The sequence below is a fragment of the Streptomyces sp. NPDC000410 genome, assembly GCF_040300305.1.
Lineage (GTDB): Bacteria > Actinomycetota > Actinomycetes > Streptomycetales > Streptomycetaceae > Streptomyces.
The window spans coordinates 1-14799 of the sequence record NZ_JBEPDM010000088.1; the positions used below are offsets into that span (position 1 = coordinate 1).

Annotated in this window: 16 protein-coding genes, 1 tRNA gene and 2 pseudogenes; 6 read left to right on the forward strand and 13 right to left on the reverse strand. The window is 71.0% G+C overall.

All coding sequences use genetic code 11. The annotated features are described in order from the left end of the window. A pseudogene (locus ABT342_RS36870) lies at window positions 1–307 on the reverse strand (ABC transporter ATP-binding protein); the annotation flags it as partial. 26 nt (window positions 308–333) lie between these two features. Continuing rightward, the gene (locus ABT342_RS36875) at window positions 334–1233 is read right to left on the reverse strand and encodes an alpha/beta hydrolase (RefSeq protein WP_351583567.1); all 900 of its coding nucleotides are present in this window, start codon (window positions 1231–1233) and stop codon (window positions 334–336) included. Window positions 1234–1533: 300 nt separating this feature from the next. On the opposite strand from ABT342_RS36875, the gene ABT342_RS36880 reads away from it, so the two are divergent. Together ABT342_RS36880 and ABT342_RS36885 are read left to right on the forward strand one after the other, a co-directional pair. Next, window positions 1534–2331: a helix-turn-helix domain-containing protein gene (locus tag ABT342_RS36880; RefSeq protein WP_351583570.1), complete on the forward strand. Its 798-nt coding sequence runs from the start codon at window positions 1534–1536 to the stop codon at window positions 2329–2331. An 80-nt stretch (window positions 2332–2411) separates the two neighbouring features. Continuing rightward, window positions 2412–3323 (forward strand): sterol desaturase family protein, encoded by a 912-nt coding sequence (locus tag ABT342_RS36885; RefSeq protein ID WP_351583573.1) that lies wholly within the window; start codon window positions 2412–2414, stop codon window positions 3321–3323. A 219-nt stretch (window positions 3324–3542) separates the two neighbouring features. On the opposite strand, the gene ABT342_RS36890 is transcribed toward ABT342_RS36885, so the two are convergent. Continuing rightward, window positions 3543–4112 (reverse strand): rhodanese-like domain-containing protein, encoded by a 570-nt coding sequence (locus ABT342_RS36890; protein ID WP_351583576.1) that lies wholly within the window; start codon window positions 4110–4112, stop codon window positions 3543–3545. Between the two features lie 70 nt (window positions 4113–4182). On the opposite strand from ABT342_RS36890, the gene ABT342_RS36895 reads away from it, so the two are divergent. Beyond that, window positions 4183–4461: a metal-sensitive transcriptional regulator gene (locus tag ABT342_RS36895; RefSeq protein ID WP_019548565.1), complete on the forward strand. Its 279-nt coding sequence runs from the start codon at window positions 4183–4185 to the stop codon at window positions 4459–4461. Window positions 4462–4487: 26 nt separating this feature from the next. Here ABT342_RS36895 and ABT342_RS36900 read toward each other — a convergent pair whose 3' ends face one another. The 5 genes and pseudogenes from ABT342_RS36900 to ABT342_RS36920 all read right to left on the reverse strand — a co-directional run bounded on the left by ABT342_RS36900 (window position 4488) and on the right by ABT342_RS36920 (window position 8026). Then, entirely contained in the window at window positions 4488–5231 is a 744-nt protein-coding gene (locus ABT342_RS36900; protein WP_351583580.1) for a sulfite exporter TauE/SafE family protein, read from the reverse strand. Further along, on the reverse strand, window positions 5228–5587 hold the full coding sequence (locus ABT342_RS36905) for a rhodanese-like domain-containing protein (protein WP_351583582.1): 360 nt from the start codon (window positions 5585–5587) through the stop codon (window positions 5228–5230). Before ABT342_RS36905 ends, ABT342_RS36900 begins: the two co-directional genes overlap by 4 nt. Window positions 5588–5654: 67 nt before the next feature. Then, window positions 5655–7027 (reverse strand): annotated as a pseudogene (locus tag ABT342_RS36910) (rhodanese-like domain-containing protein). Between the two features lie 250 nt (window positions 7028–7277). Beyond that, window positions 7278–7433 (reverse strand): hypothetical protein, encoded by a 156-nt coding sequence (locus ABT342_RS36915; protein ID WP_351583585.1) that lies wholly within the window; start codon window positions 7431–7433, stop codon window positions 7278–7280. 519 nt (window positions 7434–7952) lie between these two features. Continuing rightward, window positions 7953–8026, reverse strand: a tRNA-Pro gene (locus ABT342_RS36920). 124 nt (window positions 8027–8150) lie between these two features. Between ABT342_RS36920 and ABT342_RS36925 the strand changes: the two genes are divergently transcribed. Together ABT342_RS36925 and ABT342_RS36930 are read left to right on the forward strand one after the other, a co-directional pair. After that, window positions 8151–8855 carry a thiamine pyrophosphate-binding protein gene (locus ABT342_RS36925; protein ID WP_351583588.1) on the forward strand — a complete coding sequence of 235 codons (705 nt, stop codon included), beginning with the start codon at window positions 8151–8153 and terminating at the stop codon, window positions 8853–8855. 52 nt (window positions 8856–8907) lie between these two features. Beyond that, window positions 8908–9807, forward strand: a complete 900-nt coding sequence (locus ABT342_RS36930; protein WP_351583591.1) for a transketolase family protein — start codon at window positions 8908–8910, stop codon at window positions 9805–9807. Window positions 9808–9905: 98 nt separating this feature from the next. Here the strand turns inward: ABT342_RS36930 and ABT342_RS36935 are convergent, their stop codons facing one another. The 5 genes from ABT342_RS36935 to ABT342_RS36955 form a co-directional block, all read right to left on the reverse strand. Then, the gene (locus ABT342_RS36935) at window positions 9906–10274 is read right to left on the reverse strand and encodes an MmcQ/YjbR family DNA-binding protein (RefSeq protein ID WP_351583594.1); all 369 of its coding nucleotides are present in this window, start codon (window positions 10272–10274) and stop codon (window positions 9906–9908) included. A 121-nt stretch (window positions 10275–10395) separates the two neighbouring features. Continuing rightward, the gene (locus ABT342_RS36940) at window positions 10396–10929 is read right to left on the reverse strand and encodes a GNAT family N-acetyltransferase (protein WP_351583597.1); all 534 of its coding nucleotides are present in this window, start codon (window positions 10927–10929) and stop codon (window positions 10396–10398) included. Beyond that, window positions 10926–11513: a helix-turn-helix domain-containing protein gene (locus ABT342_RS36945; RefSeq protein ID WP_351583600.1), complete on the reverse strand. Its 588-nt coding sequence runs from the start codon at window positions 11511–11513 to the stop codon at window positions 10926–10928. The genes ABT342_RS36940 and ABT342_RS36945 overlap by 4 nt, the downstream gene beginning before the upstream one ends. An 88-nt stretch (window positions 11514–11601) precedes the next feature. Further along, window positions 11602–12105 (reverse strand): DUF1203 domain-containing protein, encoded by a 504-nt coding sequence (locus ABT342_RS36950; protein ID WP_351583603.1) that lies wholly within the window; start codon window positions 12103–12105, stop codon window positions 11602–11604. Between the two features lie 104 nt (window positions 12106–12209). After that, window positions 12210–12944, reverse strand: coding sequence for an oxygen-binding di-iron domain-containing protein (locus ABT342_RS36955; RefSeq protein WP_351583606.1), 735 nt, complete (start codon window positions 12942–12944; stop codon window positions 12210–12212). 569 nt (window positions 12945–13513) lie between these two features. Between ABT342_RS36955 and ABT342_RS36960 the strand changes: the two genes are divergently transcribed. Beyond that, window positions 13514–14710, forward strand: a complete 1197-nt coding sequence (locus ABT342_RS36960) for an acyl-CoA dehydrogenase family protein (protein ID WP_351583609.1) — start codon at window positions 13514–13516, stop codon at window positions 14708–14710. Window positions 14711–14799: the final 89 nt, after the last annotated feature.

Consider the following 14799-nt stretch of genomic DNA (forward strand, 5'->3'; position numbering starts at 1 on the left):
ACTGCACCCGGCCATCGAGAACATGCCCAACCCCCGACGACGCGGCCGTGAACACCAACCGGACGAACAACCCGGCCACACCCACAAACACCACCAACCAGACACGACCACGATCAACCGGCCCCGGCGACAACAGCACACGCCCCAGTTCCGCAACCGCCAACAACGGCCCCAGACCCACGACAGCACCCACCACCTGCAAAATCACCACGGCCGCGAAGCTGCGGTAATAAGGACGCAGCAGCCCTGTCAGGTTCCGTCCCGTCGCGGGCTGCTCCCTCACATGGGTGAGGTCGGTGCTGGTCATCGCTCTCCCGTTTCCGTCGGTCCGCCTCACGCGGTCAGGGCGCGGCGCAGGGCGGCGGTCAGCGCGGCACTCTGCCGTTGGGAGACCGCGGCGGACATGATCGCCTGCGACCCGTGGAAGGTGCCGGGCCACTGGTGGAGTTCGACCGATACACCCGCCTGCAGCAGGCTCAGCGCGTAGGCGATGTCCTCGTCGCGGTTCGGGCAGAACTCCGCGGTGGCGATATAGGCGGGCGGCAGGCCGGACAGGTCGGCGGCGCGGGCCGGGGCGGCGTACGCCGTGGCGGGCGTGGCACCCAGGTAGTGCCGCCACGCTGCGGCGATCCGGTCGCTGTTGAACCAGGGCACATCGGTGAAGTCGCGGCGTGACCACGTCTGTTGCCGGTCGTCGAGGCCGGGCTCGTTGAGCAGTTGGAAACGGATCGGCGGGCCCTGCTCGTCACGGGCCCGCAACGCCACCGCGGCCGCGAGCCCTCCGCCGGCGCTGTGGCCCCCGACCGCGATCCGGTCCGGGTCGATGCCGAGCTCGGCCGCGTGCTCGGCCGTCCAGGTCAGTACGGCGTAGGCGTCGTCGAAGGCGGCCGGGAACGGGTGCTCGGGCGCCAGGCGGTAGCCCACCGAGATCACCACGGCGCCGGAGAGATCCGCGATCCGGGCGGCCCACGGGTGCTCGGTGTCCAGGTCGCCGAAGACTCCGCCACCACCGTGCAGCCAGACGATGGCGCCGCCGTGCGTCCGGTGCGGGCGGTAGACCCGTACCGGCACGTCCGGATCGGCGGGCACCATGCGGTCCTCGACCTCCATGTCCGAGGTGTCCAGTGCCGACGCCGCAGCGGCACGCTCGGCGAGCATCTTGCGCGCGGTGACCGGGTCGTTGATGTCGATCTGCGGGAGGAACGGGATGAATGCTTCGAGTTCGGGATCCATGCCGGACATCCTCATGGCCGTCACCCGCGGGGGTCACCCGCCATCCGTCGCGCATCCCGCCCCGATCACGCACCGAGCGGCGGCCCCTGTCCCGCTGCCGGCATCCGTATAAAGGTCGCCAGGGGACGGGTGGAGGCCCGCATTTCTGCCGGTGGTGATGATGAGACGCATGGCGATGTCGCGCAGACCGTACGAGCGGGACCGGGAGAGACCTGGGATGACCGGATCGGTGCGGGTCAGGAGGCACCCGTCGGCTTTTCGGCCCGTACCGCCGGGGCCCCCGGACACCCCGGGGCGGCGATGACCCGGCCTGATGATCCAGATCGGACCGTCCCAGCAGGCGGGTGGCGCGGCACGACCCTGGTACGACCCGGCTGGCTGGCCTTCACGGGCGCGGCCGGCTCCACCGGCGCGCACGCCCACGCCGCCGTGCAGGTCCTGATCGTCACCGACGGCGTGGTGGAGTTGACCGACCCTCACCAGGTGCGCCGCCCGGTCCGGGCCGCGATCATCCCCACCCGCGTCCGGCACGCCCTGCATGCCGGCCCGGGCGCGCGAGCCGCGCTGCTCTACCTCGACCCCGCCGGCGGCGCGGGCCGCCGTCTGACCGCCCGTCCGACCGGCCCGCACCACGACCGCGTGGAGCAGTGGGAGGCCGCCGCCCGTGCCCTGCTCCCGCCCGCCGCGCTCCGCGCGGTCGGCCCGCCCGGCGTTCCGGGGCCGGACGCGGCCGCGTTGGTACGGGGCTGGAGCACACCCGCTCACGGTCGGCACCCTGCACTGGAACACGCTCTGCGGGCGCTGCCGCAGCTGCTGCACGGCCCGGTCCGGCTCACCGACCTGGCCGGCGCGGCAGGGATCTCGACCAGCCGACTCGGCCACCTGTTCGCCTCCGAGCTCGCCCTGCCGTTCCCCGCCTATCTGCGCTGGGCCCGGCTGCGCCGCGCCATCGAACTGGCGGCGGGCGGTGCCAGCCTCACGCGGGCCGCACACGGCGCCGGCTTCGCCGACAGCTCCCACCTGACCCGGGTCACCCGGGAGATGTTCGGCCTGGCACCCTCGCACCTGCTCGCCGCCCTGTCCCCCGCCACGCCCTGAGGACGACCGGGCCGCGCACCCGGCGAGGTCAGCGGATCCGTCCAAGCCCGGCCGCCCGTATCTCCACCAGCCTGGACGGCATGTACCGCACCTTGATCCGCTACGGCTACGCTCCGTTCATGCTCCTCGGCGTCAACGGCGCCGGAATCGCCCTGACCGCCGCCGGCGCCTCCAAACTCTGGCTGCTCGGGCTGCTGCTCCTGGCCATCGGCTGCTCGTTCGCCGCCGAACGCCTGCTGCCCTACGAGGACACCTGGAACACCTCGCTGTCCGGGGACGGGCGGCGCGACGTCGCGCACGCCTTCGTCAACGAATCCCTGCTGCTCATCAGCGTGGCCGCCATCCCGCTGCTGGCCGCGACGGTCACCGCGGCCGACCTGTGGCCCCACTCCTGGCCGTTCGCCGTACAGGTCCTGGCCGCCGTGCTCGTCGCCGACCTGGGGATCACCCTGGTCCACTACGCCAGCCACAGGATCGGCGTGCTGTGGCGCTTCCACGCCGTCCACCACTCCGTCAAACGCTTCTACGGCCTGAACGGGCTGATGAAGCACCCCCTGCACCAGACGCTGGAGATGATCGCCGGGGTCGCGCCCCTGCTGGTGATCGGCATGCCTGTCGGCGTGGCCTCCGCGCTCGCCCTGGCCGTGGCCGTACAGCTGCTGCTCCAGCACTCCAACGCCGACTACCACACAGGGCCGCTCACGTACGTGCTCGCCCTGAACGAGGGCCATCGCTTCCACCACCTCAAGTGGGCCGGCATCGGGGACGTCAACTTCGGTCTGTTCACGCTGATCTGGGACCACCTGCTCGGCACCTTCTCCTACGACCCCACCCGCCGCTTCTCCTCCGACCACCTCGGCATGGCCGCCAAACCGAACTACCCCACCGCCTACCTGGACCAGCTTGCCGAGCCCTTCCGCCCCTCGGGCACCCACGACTCCGAGCCGCCCCGGCCCGAGCCCGGCCTCACGGATCGGCGAGCACGGGCGTAGCGGGCGCGCGGGAACCCGTCGGATCACCGCCGTCGGCGAGGCGCGCTCGCTCAGCGCCGGGTGTCGCAACCATCACCGCAACCAGCTTGATCACGATGGCCGTGGCGGTCGCCCTGTGGCTCGCCGCACTCACCTCGTGCAGCCCTTCCTCGTCCAGGCCGCCGCACGCGCCACCGCCCCGGCGCACTGCCGGGGCGGGGTCACCAGCGACAGCGCGCCTCAGTCGGCCAGACGCTGCAGGGTCTGCTCCAGGGAGATCGTGCCCTTGCCAGGGCGGTTGTGGGGCAGCTTGGCCAGGACGGCGGCCATGCCGCACGTGTTGGTCACACCGGAGAAGACCAGTCCGGCACCGACGGCACCGGACAGCCAGTGCGCGGGCGTCCAGGCGAGGCCGGCCAGGAAGCCGGCGAGAACCAGGGCGCCGGCCGCGAGGCGGACCTGGCGGTCCATGGGCCAGACGGCGCGTGCACCGGCGGGACGTTCGACCTCATGGCCGGCAGCGGCCCATGCCGCCGTACCGCCCTCCAGTGTGATGGCGCCGATGCCGAGGTCGGCGAGCTGAGCGCAGCCCTTGGTGGAACGGGCCCCGGAGGCGCACACGATGAGGAGCGGCGTACGGGCCGCGGCCGCCCTCAGGACGTCGGCGGCCTCGGCCAGGCGGTCGAGAGGGATGTTGTGGGCGCCGGGCAGATGGCCGGCGGCGTACTCGCCGGGGGCGCGGACGTCGATGACGGTGAACTCACCAAAACGTCCGGTGGCCTGGGCGGGAGTCAGTGCGGCGGTGGTCATGGAGCGAATACCTAACTGGGTGATTTCCCCCCACGGTAAGATACCCGCAGGGGTATGTGAGGAGGATGGTGTGCAACTCGACATGAGCGCCGAGGAGCTGAAGTCGGCACTGAACCGGCTACGGCGGGCGCAGGGTCAGCTCGCGGGAGTGATCAAGATGATCGAGGAGGGCCGGGACTGCGAGGACGTCGTCACGCAGCTGTCCGCGGTCTCCAAGGCGCTGGACAGGGCCGGATTCTCGATCATCGCGACGGGGCTGCAGCAGTGCATGACCAGCGAGGACCCGGAGGTCCGGGACTCCGCGCAGATGCGGGCCCGGCTGGAGAAGCTGTTCTTGTCCCTGGCCTAGCGCCGAAGGGCACGGCCACGGCTGGTTCACAGCACCACATCGGCGGCCATCGCTGTGGCCACGGCCAGCAGCAGGGCACCGAAGACCCGCTGCGAGGCGACGGGTGCGACCTTCGCGGCCAGCCGCTTGCCGTCCCAGGCCCCAAGGACTGTCGCCGCGATGAACGGCATGATCAGCGCCCAGTCGAGGCTGACCTCGGTGGTCGTGCGCGCCGCGAGGGCGACCAGCGCGTTGGCGATGATGACCAGCAGGCTGGTGCCCACGGCCGCACTCATGGGCACGGCGAGCACGGCCACCAGTGCGGGCACCGCAAGGAAGCCGCCGCCGACCCCGAGAAAGCCGGTCACGGCGCCCAGTCCGGCCCCCGCGACCGCCACACGGGGGCGGGACACCGTCGCGTTCTCGGGCGGCACACGGTGGCGCAGCATCCGCAGGCCCGCCGGCACGGCCAGGGCCGCGAAAGCGAGAGTCAGCACGGTGGCGGGGATGTGCGCGGACAGAACACCGGCCGCGGCGGCGGGCAGAAGTCCGGCCGCTGCGAACAACAGTCCGGCCCGCCAGCGCACCTTCCCGGCTCGGGCATGAGCCACCAGGGCGGTGGCCGAGGTGACGATCACGATGACCAGGCTGGCGGTGGTCGCCTCCGCCGGGCTGAAACCGAGCAGGTGGATCAGAGCAGGGACGGCCAGGATGCTGCCGCCCGCCCCCAGCGAGCCCAGCGCCAGGCCGACCAGCGCCCCGGCAAGCAGGGCGAGGACGAGCGCGGTCATATGACGGTGCCCGCCTGCCCGTGCGCGTCCTGGACGGGCAGCCCTCCGGCCCAGGCGATCATGCCACCGGTGACGTCCACCGCCTCCGCACCGCTCTCGGCCAGTAGCCGCGCGGCCTGCCGGGAACGGTTGCCCGAACGGCAGATCAGCACCAGGCTGCGCCCGTCCTGGCCGCCCGGCATATCCGTCGCAACGGCTGCCGGCCGCGACAGCGGCACATACAGCGCACCGGGCGCGTGACCGGCCTGGTATTCGTCCGTCTCACGGACGCCGGGCAGCACGGCCGTACCTTGCCGGATCAGGCGTTGGGCTTCAGATGGGGTGATACGGCCTGGGCCGCTTCGGGAGAAGAGCATCGCGCGTAATCCTTGGGTGCTCCTCGTCCGCCGGACCGCCGACGGCCCGGCAGACGAGGTTGGAGGGTTAGTTCTGGGCGGCCGTGGCCAGCACGAGACCGGCGTCGGCGGTGGCTGCGTAGCCGTCGTCGATGGCCACCACGTCACGGCCTGCGGCGTCCAGCACGGAGGCGGCGATCGCCGCGCGCATCCCGCCCGCGCAGTGCACCCACACCGTGCCCGTGGGCACCTCGTCCAGGCGCTGATGGACCTGGTGGACGGGGACGTGCACGCTGCCCTCGATCCAGCCGCCGACCCGCTCGCCGGCGCGGCGCACATCCAGGACCACCACGTCCTCACCCCGCTCGCGCGCCGCGGCCAGGTCGGCGAACGTCGCCCGCGGGAACGACGCCGGCCCGTCCTGCCCGGTGACCCAGTCGGCCGGAGAGCCGACGGCGGCTGCGGCCGGGCGGTCGATGCCCACCCGGGCCAGCTCCCGCTGAGCGCGGGAGACGTCCTCGGCGCTCTCTGCCAGCAGCGTCACCGGCTTGCCCCACGGGATCATCCATGCCAGATAGGTAGCCAGCTGCCCCTGGACCTCGAAGTTGAACGAACCAGCCACATGCCCCTCGGCGAAAGCCACCCGGCTGCGCAGATCGACGACCCACTCGCCCGCCGCCAGACGACCCGCGATCTCGCTCGCGTCGGCGCGCCGCGACGCGGTCAGGTCCACTGGTGCGGGACCTGCGGCGTTGGCCGGGCCCATGTGCGCGTAGTACGCCGGCACGTCGTCCAGCCCGGCCAACAGCTCCTTGACGAACGTCTCCACATCCTGAACGAGCGCAGGGTTGGACGCCTTCTCCGCACCGATGGTGCTGCGCGGCCCGCCGGCCTGGGTGGAGGAGCAGAAGCTGCCGAACCCATGGGTGGGCATCACCGCCACCTCATCGTCCAGCTCCGCCGCGAGGCGGCGCGCGGAGGCATGCTGGGCCCGGGCCAACTGCTCGGTCAGCCGCGGCTCCACCAGATCCGGCCGCCCGACACTGCCGATCAACAGCGACCCGCCCGTGAACGCGGCCACGGCCTGCCCGTCGTCCTCCAACACGTAGGACGTGTGGTGCGGAGTGTGGCCCGGAGTTGCCACGGCCGCAGCACGAGGCCCTCGGCAACTTCCTCCACATCCCCGTCGGACATGGGAACCCGCTCATACGCCACCGACGCCGCGGCAGGCACCAGGTAGCGGGCACCGGTCAGCCGAGCCAGCTCCAGGCCCCCGGTGACGTAGTCGTTATGGACGTGCGTCTCCGCGACCACCGCGATCCGCACTCCACGCCGCGCGGCCGCAGCGATCACCCGGTCGATGTCCCGAGGCGGGTCCACCACCACCGCCGCAGCAGCACCCCCGGCCAGGTAGCTGCGGTTGCCCAGCCCTTCGGTCTCCAGGATGTCGGCAAAGAACACGGCACTCTCCCTCATCGCACATTTACCCCCCGGGGTATCTGGATCCACGGTAGCAGAGATACCCAGGGGGGTATTTATGAAGGTGTGCGACAGCTGTCACACGAGCGGCCCGTCCACCGACGACGGCAAAGCGGTCGCGGGCGGCGGGCCTGCCGTCAGCAGACGCCCACTCCCCCCTTGCCGTGGCGCGGCTACGGCGCGCGCGAGACTGGCCCGGTCGGGATTCCCGGCCGGGCGACAGGAGGCTGCGTCAGTCCGCGAGCCGGGTGGTGCAGTCACCTGCACCCTTCACCGCCGAGACGAGCACCGATCCGCCGACACGGCGGAAAAGGTGGCCAAGGACCGTGCGGGAGAGCAGTTTCCCCGCGAGGAACGCACCGACCGGGGCGGGATTCTTGGACTGCACCACAGGGAACGGGCCGCCGGCGGGGGGCTTCGGGGCGTTGGATGCCCGGCGGGTGACGCCCCCCTGACGGCGGCGCGCGAAGCCCCACCCGCGAGGAGACCGGTGCCGGCACCGGAACCAAGCGATGGACGATGGCATGCGTCGTGACTCCTGATTCCGCGTCAAGCACGCAGGCGTGCCGAAGCGGACGTGAGGAACACCCATGTCCCGCAAGGCCGAGAAAGCCTCATTGACAGCGCCGGCGCCACCCGACTGGGAGACGCTCGTCGAGCCGGCCAACGCACTCGTGGCCGCACCACCACTCAGCGATATCCGCACCCCAACGTGCACAAGATCACCGACGCCGGCGCCGCCCTCTCAGCACAGCTCAGCGCGCTCCGAGCTCCCAGGTCCTTGCCGAGCCCCATCGTGGTCGCCCGCTGACCGGTCAAGGCGAGTTGGTCCCGAATGGTCCCTAAAAACGGTCAAGGGCCGTTTCAGATCGCTCTGAAACGGCCCTTGATCTCCGACTTCGAAAAGTCGGGACGACAGGATTTGAACCTGCGACCCCTTGACCCCCAGTCAAGTGCGCTACCAAGCTGCGCCACGTCCCGATGCCCGTCTGACCTGGGGTTTCCCCCGGCCGATCGCGCACGAGAACCATACCGCACTTCCCCTGGTGGTCACGAACCGTTTGCCTGTTGACCTCAAGTGCGGTTTAAGTTGCACCGTGGGGACATGACACCTACGGGACTCACCTCAACACGTGACCACCAGGACCTGAGCCGCCTCATGGCCCTGATGACGGGCGACGAGAAGCACGGGCCCGCCGCGACTTCGACCCTCGACGCACTCTGGGTGCTGTACGACCGGGTGCTGCGGGTTGCGCCGGAGTCGTCCGGCGCGGCCGGTCGGGACCGGTTCCTGTTGTCGAAGGGGCACGGGCCGATGGCGTACTACGCCGTCCTCGCGGCCAAGGGCTTCTTCGGCGAGGAGCTGCTGACGGGCTTCGGGTCGTACGACTCTCCGCTCGGGCACCACCCGGACCGCATGCTCGTGCCCGGGGCCGAGATCGGGAGCGGGTCGCTCGGGCACGGGCTGCCGCTCGCCGTCGGGACGGTGCTGGGGCTGCGGGCCCAGGGGCTGACCGATCCGCGGGTGTGGGTGCTGATCGGGGACGCCGAGCTGGACGAGGGCAGCAATCACGAGGCCATCGCGTACGCGGGCCCCGCCGGCCTGGAGCAGCTGCACACAGTGGTGATCGACAACGCGTCGGCGACGTACGGCTGGCCCGGCGGCATCGCGTCGCGCTTCGAGGCGGCCGGCTGGTCGGCCGAGACCGTGGACGGCAGGGATCACGAGGCGCTGTACAAGGCCTTCACCGCGCCGCACACGGGGCGGCCACGGGCGGTCGTCGCCCGGGTCGAACCCAAGAACGCCTGACCAGCCCCACCCCGCCCGGCCCTTCCCTGCCCCTTCAGAGGAGACATTGATCATGGATACGATGCGTGACCGCTTCATCTCCACCACGTCGCGACTGCTGGACGAGGATCCGAGGCTCGCCCTGGTGCTGGCGGAGATCAGCAGAGACGGGTTCCAGCAGGCCGAGCGGGCGCACCCCGACAGGGTGATCAACGTCGGCATCCGCGAGCAACTGATGATCGGCGTCGGCGGCGGGCTGGCGCTGACCGGAATGCGACCGGTTGTGCACACCTTCGCCAGCTTTCTGGTGGAGCGGCCGTTCGAGCAGGTCAAGCTGGACTTCGGGCACCAGGGGGTGGGCGGCGTGCTCGTGAGTGCGGGGGCGTCGTACGACTGGCCCGCCGGCGGTTTCACGCACATGGCGCCGGGCGATGTAGCGCTGCTCGACACTCTCGACGGCTGGACCGTGCATGTGCCGGGGCACCCGGACGAGGCCGAGACCCTGCTGCGGCACGCCGCTGCCGCCGGGGACGACCGGGTGTACGTACGGCTGTCGCTGCAGTCCAACGAGCAGGCCATGGCGGTGGACGGCGCCCGGTTCCTGACCGTGCGGGAGGGGCGCGGCGGGGTCGTGATCGCGGTCGGCCCACTGCTGGACAACGTCCTGGCGGCGACCCGGGGCCTGGACGTGACCGTGCTGTACGCGACGACCGTGCGCCCCTTCGACGCCGCGGCGCTGCGCCGGGCGGCCGGTGACCGAGCCGCGGACGTGGTGATCGTCGAGCCGTACCTCGCCGGGACGTCCACGACCGCCGCCAATGACGCGCTCGCCGATGTCCCGCACCGGGTGCTCGGCCTGGGTGTCGCCCGGCAGGAGCTGCGGCGCTACGGCCGGATCGACGAGCACCTGGCCGCGCACGGCCTGGACCCGGCGGGCCTGCGGGAGCGGATCGCCGGATTCCTCTCCCGCTGAGGAACGCGGGCACGCGGGCACGCAGGCACGCAGGCACGCAGGCACGCGGCATTACGCGTACGAACCACCCGGCGAAAGGCCGCCCCCGGGCTGCCCGTTCACCACGTCGGCGGTTCTCCCAACTCCGGGTGCGCGTCGAGCAGTTTGCGCGGCGCCGCCTGGCGCCAGGAATCGAGCAGGATCGCGTACAGCTCGTCGTCGCCCTCCAGCGCGCCGAGCCGGACCCTCAGCCAGGCGAAGTTGTCGTCGTGGCCCTGACGTATGAAGAACTTGTCCGGCTCGGCGGCGATCAGCTCCTCGCGGTCCTCCTTGGGGCACTTGACCCCAATCGCCCGATCGTCGTCGTCGAGCGAGGCGAAGATCTTTCCGCCCGCCCCGGCCCGGAACGTGGGCATGCCCCACGCGAGCTTCTCCACCGCCCCGGGCAGCGCGAGCGCGATCCTGCGTACGTCGTCGGCGTTGGCCATGAGAAGACCGTACGACGCACCACTGACAATCGCCCTCCGCTCCCCCACTTACCCCCATGGGACCGGAATCCGTTCGCGCCCGGCACGGAGAAGACCCGCCCGGAGATCTGTCGCGGCTGCGCTACTGACGCGGCAGCTTCTTGAAGAACAGCGTGGTCGGGTGCAGCTCACCCGACGGGTTGGCGGCGTAGTCGGGGATCATCCCGGCCTCCGTCCACCCGGCCGATCGATAGAGGGCCTCGGCGGGGCTGCCTGTCTCGGTGTCCAGATGCAGCAGGGTGGCTCCGGCCGCGGCCGCCGCGCGCTCCGCGGTGGCGAGGAGTGTGCGGCCGAGGCCACGGCCGCGGGCATCGCGGTGGACGAGCAGTTTCGCGATCTCGGCGCGGTGCCGGCCGTTGGGGTAGGTGGCGAACCCGAGGCTGATGGTGCCGGTGATCCGGCCGCCGCCGGTGCGGGCCGTCCAAAGTGCTCGGCTGCCGTCCGCGATCGCGGCCGCGTGCGTACGCCACCAGGTCTCCGCCGCGGCGCGGTCGAGCGGCGCGAGGAAGCCCACCGAGGCGCCCGCGTCGACGGCGTCGACGAGCAGCTCCGCCAAGTGCGGGGCGATCGAGTCCAGTTCGGGGGCGGACACCGGCGATATGACGTCGGCGGTCATGGCAGTACCACCACCACGGCGTAACGGACGGGCTCGGGGCCGGGGCAGCGAAAGCGTGTCGGCCCCCAGAGCCTGAACCGCAGGCAGTCGCCCGCGCGCAGCTCATGTGTCTCGTCGCCGACGGTGATCTCGACCGCGCCCTCCAGCACCCAGATGTGCTGCTCCATCCCGGGCACGGGAGGCCTCTCGTACGCGACGTCCGCGCCCGCCGTGAGCCACCCTTCCACGACTTCGGCACGCAACGTGGAGTGCGGCGGGGATACGGAGCGGCGCACGAAGCCGGTGGCGTCGTCCGTCCAGACCGTCTGGTCCGCGGCCCGCACCAGCCGGGCCGGTTCCGCCTCGACCTCACTGAGCAGCTGCGACATCGTGCGGCCGTGCACCGCGCACAGCTTGCCGAGCAGGGAGGTCGTGGGGCTGATCTCCCCGCGCTCGACACGGGACAGGGTGGAGCGGCTGACGCCGCTGCGCTGTGCCAGCTCGTCCAGCGACCAGCCGCGCTCGGCCCGCAGCTCGGCGAGCCGCCTGGCCAGTCGCGCGTCTACGGGGTCGCCGTCCCCGCCGCCCTCGACGTCGTCTCTCATATTCGGGAGGATATCCCGGATCCAGGATTCTCAGGCTGATTCCGGGGCTGAATTCCGAGGTGGGAGTCTCCGCTCGGACTCAGCCCTTTCAGGGCCGGTCCACGCGGAAGTGGTAACAGCCGTATTCGACAGCCCGCACGTGGACCTGGGCGGTGTCCGGGGCGGCGAAGGCCTCGTCGAGGGCGCGGCCGAAGGCCGCGTCGGCGTCCTCGGGCAGCTCCACCATGCGGCCGCCGATGATGTGTCCTCGGCTGTCGTAGCGGCGGAAGGCACGCAGGGCGCCGGGGCGGGCCCACGGGTAGCCGGTGCTGTCCGGGTCCGGCCCGCCGCAGTCCTCGGCGTGGATGAAGACCGGCCCCTGCTCGTCGTACGCCCCGGGCTCGGCGCCGGTCCGCGCCGCCCAGCGGCGCAGCGGGGCGTACGAGACGAGGGCGATCCGGTCGCCCGCGGCGCTGAGTCGCAGGCAGCAACGGAGCGGGTCGCCGCCTTCCTCGTCCACGTACGGACGGAGCGGACGCCCGGCGTCGTCGCGCACGCGGAGCTCCTTCAGGGCGGTGGGGGTGATGGGCTGGGGCTGGTGGGTGCCGGTCATGCCGTTCAGCCTGGCGCAGCAGGGCGCGATGTACTGGCGGGAATCAGACGGGACGTTCTGGGCCGGCTGTCCTGCTCGGACCGGTCGACCGAGTCGCACTCCACTCAGCTGCCCGGAGGCTCCAGCATCGGGTTCCACTCGGTCACGCCGGTGACATCGGTCTCGCGCAGCACCTGAAGATAGGTGGCGATGTTCCCCGCCTTCACGCTCCCGTGGTGGCAGGCGAGCGTCTGCGGGTGGACCGCCTCGATCTTGTCCAGCGCGTGGTTCAGGTGTGCCCGTGACGGAAAGATGCCGACCGTCCGGTACATCCGCACCATCGCGTCCGTCTGATCCGCGTCCGTGACGGCGCGCCTGCCCTCCGGGCCGATGAACACGTCCGAGCAGAAGACCGTTCCGCTCGTGACGTCGTACGGCAGCATCGACTCCCATGTGTGCACGTACGGCGTGATCAGGAAGCGGAGCTTGTGCTCTCCGAGGTCGAGTTCGGTGTCCGCGTCAACGGCGCGGGGCTCGCGGTCCGCGAAGTCGGAGAGATTGAGGGCCACCCCGATCGGGCTGCCGACGGGTACGGCGTGCGGGGCCTGCGCGAGGAAGGGATTGAGCGCGCCGCATTCGTCGCCTTCCAGGTGCGGGACGACGAGGTAGCGCAGGGTGGTCGGATCGATGACGGCGGCGACGGCGTCGTGCGTCTCCTCGTACGCCCGGCGGAAGCCCGTTTCGACGAGCGTGGGGGCCTCGTCCCTGATCACGAAGAAGCTGGTACTGAAGTCCTCGTCCGGCACGGTCATCATGTTGATGCGAAAGATGTCCGGCGCGATCTCGTCGACAGCGGCCATGACGGCCTCCTCGTGAGGCGGCTTCTCCCTCCACGCTACGCCCCGGGCGTACTCGGCACGACCACCGGCCGTGGTACGCCGGCCGGCCGTCGACGTAGGGGAGCGGCGGGCCCGACGGCGGCGCCTTCCGTGCACGACGGCGCCCGGCTCGTTCGTGTACGCCGGGTGGCACACCCGTACGCCGTGCCGTCAGAACCGGGCCCGGTGCGGCCCCTGGGGCGCGACCGGCGAAGCTCTGCCGTGCACGTTCGGCACTGTCGAGCAGGTTCGGGGCCGGTGAGCTGTCCCTGAGTGCCACATGCCCACGAAACCTTTGCCGTTGGCATGTGGCAGAAAGTTGCATCATGGGCACACCCTGTGGATGGGACCGGACTGGCCACTACCACTCGAAACACAGTCCCAATCAAACGTCAACGGACCCAGTTTTGGTCAAAGTTGACAATGATCTTGTATCGCCTGAAATGGATCAACACCATGAGGTGGTCGGCCTGTTACGGGACGGGACCACGCCGATGCACCACCTGCTCGAACACTCGCACGAGCAGGCGATTCGCAGAGGAGGGCTCGCGATGGACGGGTACTTCGCCAGTCGACTGCATCATCAGCTCCGGGACCACGTCCGGCACTTCGCGGAGTGTGAGGTCCGTCCGCGGATTCCCGCCATGGAGGCGGCCCGCACGGTCCACCGCGAGCTGTCCCGGCTGATCGCCCGGCAGGGCTGGCTCGGAGCGACAATCAGCGAGGCGTACGGCGGGATGGGTGTCGGCCACCTCGCCAAGACCATCATCATCGAGGAACTGTCGCGCGTCAGCGGCGCCATGGGGGCGATGGTGCAGGCCTCCCAGCTGGGCGCCGCCAAGATCGTCCACTTCGGCAGCGAGGAGCAGAAGAAGGCCTGGCTCCCCGCGATCGCCGCGGGCGAGTGTCTGCCCACGATCGCGGTCACGGAACCGGAGTCGGGTGGGCATGTCCTGGGCATGAGCGCGACCGCCGAACGCGTGGGCGACGAGTACGTCATCAATGGCCGAAAGGTGTATGTCGGCAACAGTCACGTCGGCGATCTGCACGGAGTCGTCGTACGGACAGGGCCGGGGTCCGGGGGGCTGACCGCGTTCCTCGTGGAGTCGGACCGGCCCGGCTTCCGCATCGGCGAGCAGAAGCCGACGATGGGCCTGCACGGATTCAGCTTCGGTGAGCTGTTCTTCGACAACTGCCGGGTGCCGGTGGACAACCGGCTCGGCGAGGAGGGCGACGGGCTCGCCGTCGCGTACTCCTCCAGCGTTCTGTACGGTCGGGCCAACCTCACCGCCGTCTCGCTCGGTCTGCACCGGGCGATCCTGGAGGAGACCACGAGGTTCTGCGCCGAGCGCCACCGCTACGGCAAGCCGCTGCACGAGCTGCCGTCGGTCAAGCTGAAGTTGGGCCAGTTGCAGTCCCGGCTGATGACGGCCCGGCTCGCCGCGTACCACGCGGTGCATCTGCTGGACCAGGGGCTGCCGTGCGACGCCGAGCTGATGAACGCGAAGCTGGTCAACGTCGAGTCGGCGCTCGACTCGGCACGCAACGCGATGGAGATCCACGCGGCGTCCGGGCTGTTCACCGACCGCCCCATCGAACGGTACCTGCGGGACGCGCACCACATCTTCGCGCCCGCCGGCACCTCCGACGTCCAGTTGCTGCGACTGGCCGAAGTGGCGTTGGGCACCGCGAAGGGACAGTGGTCGGAGCGGCTGTCCGAGCTGACGCGGATGGAGGCCGTGGTCTGACGGACTGACGGGGGAACGTCCGCGGCCCCGGGTGCGCACCCGGGGCCCCGGGCGGAGCCCCCGCCGGTTACGGATAGGAACTTCACACA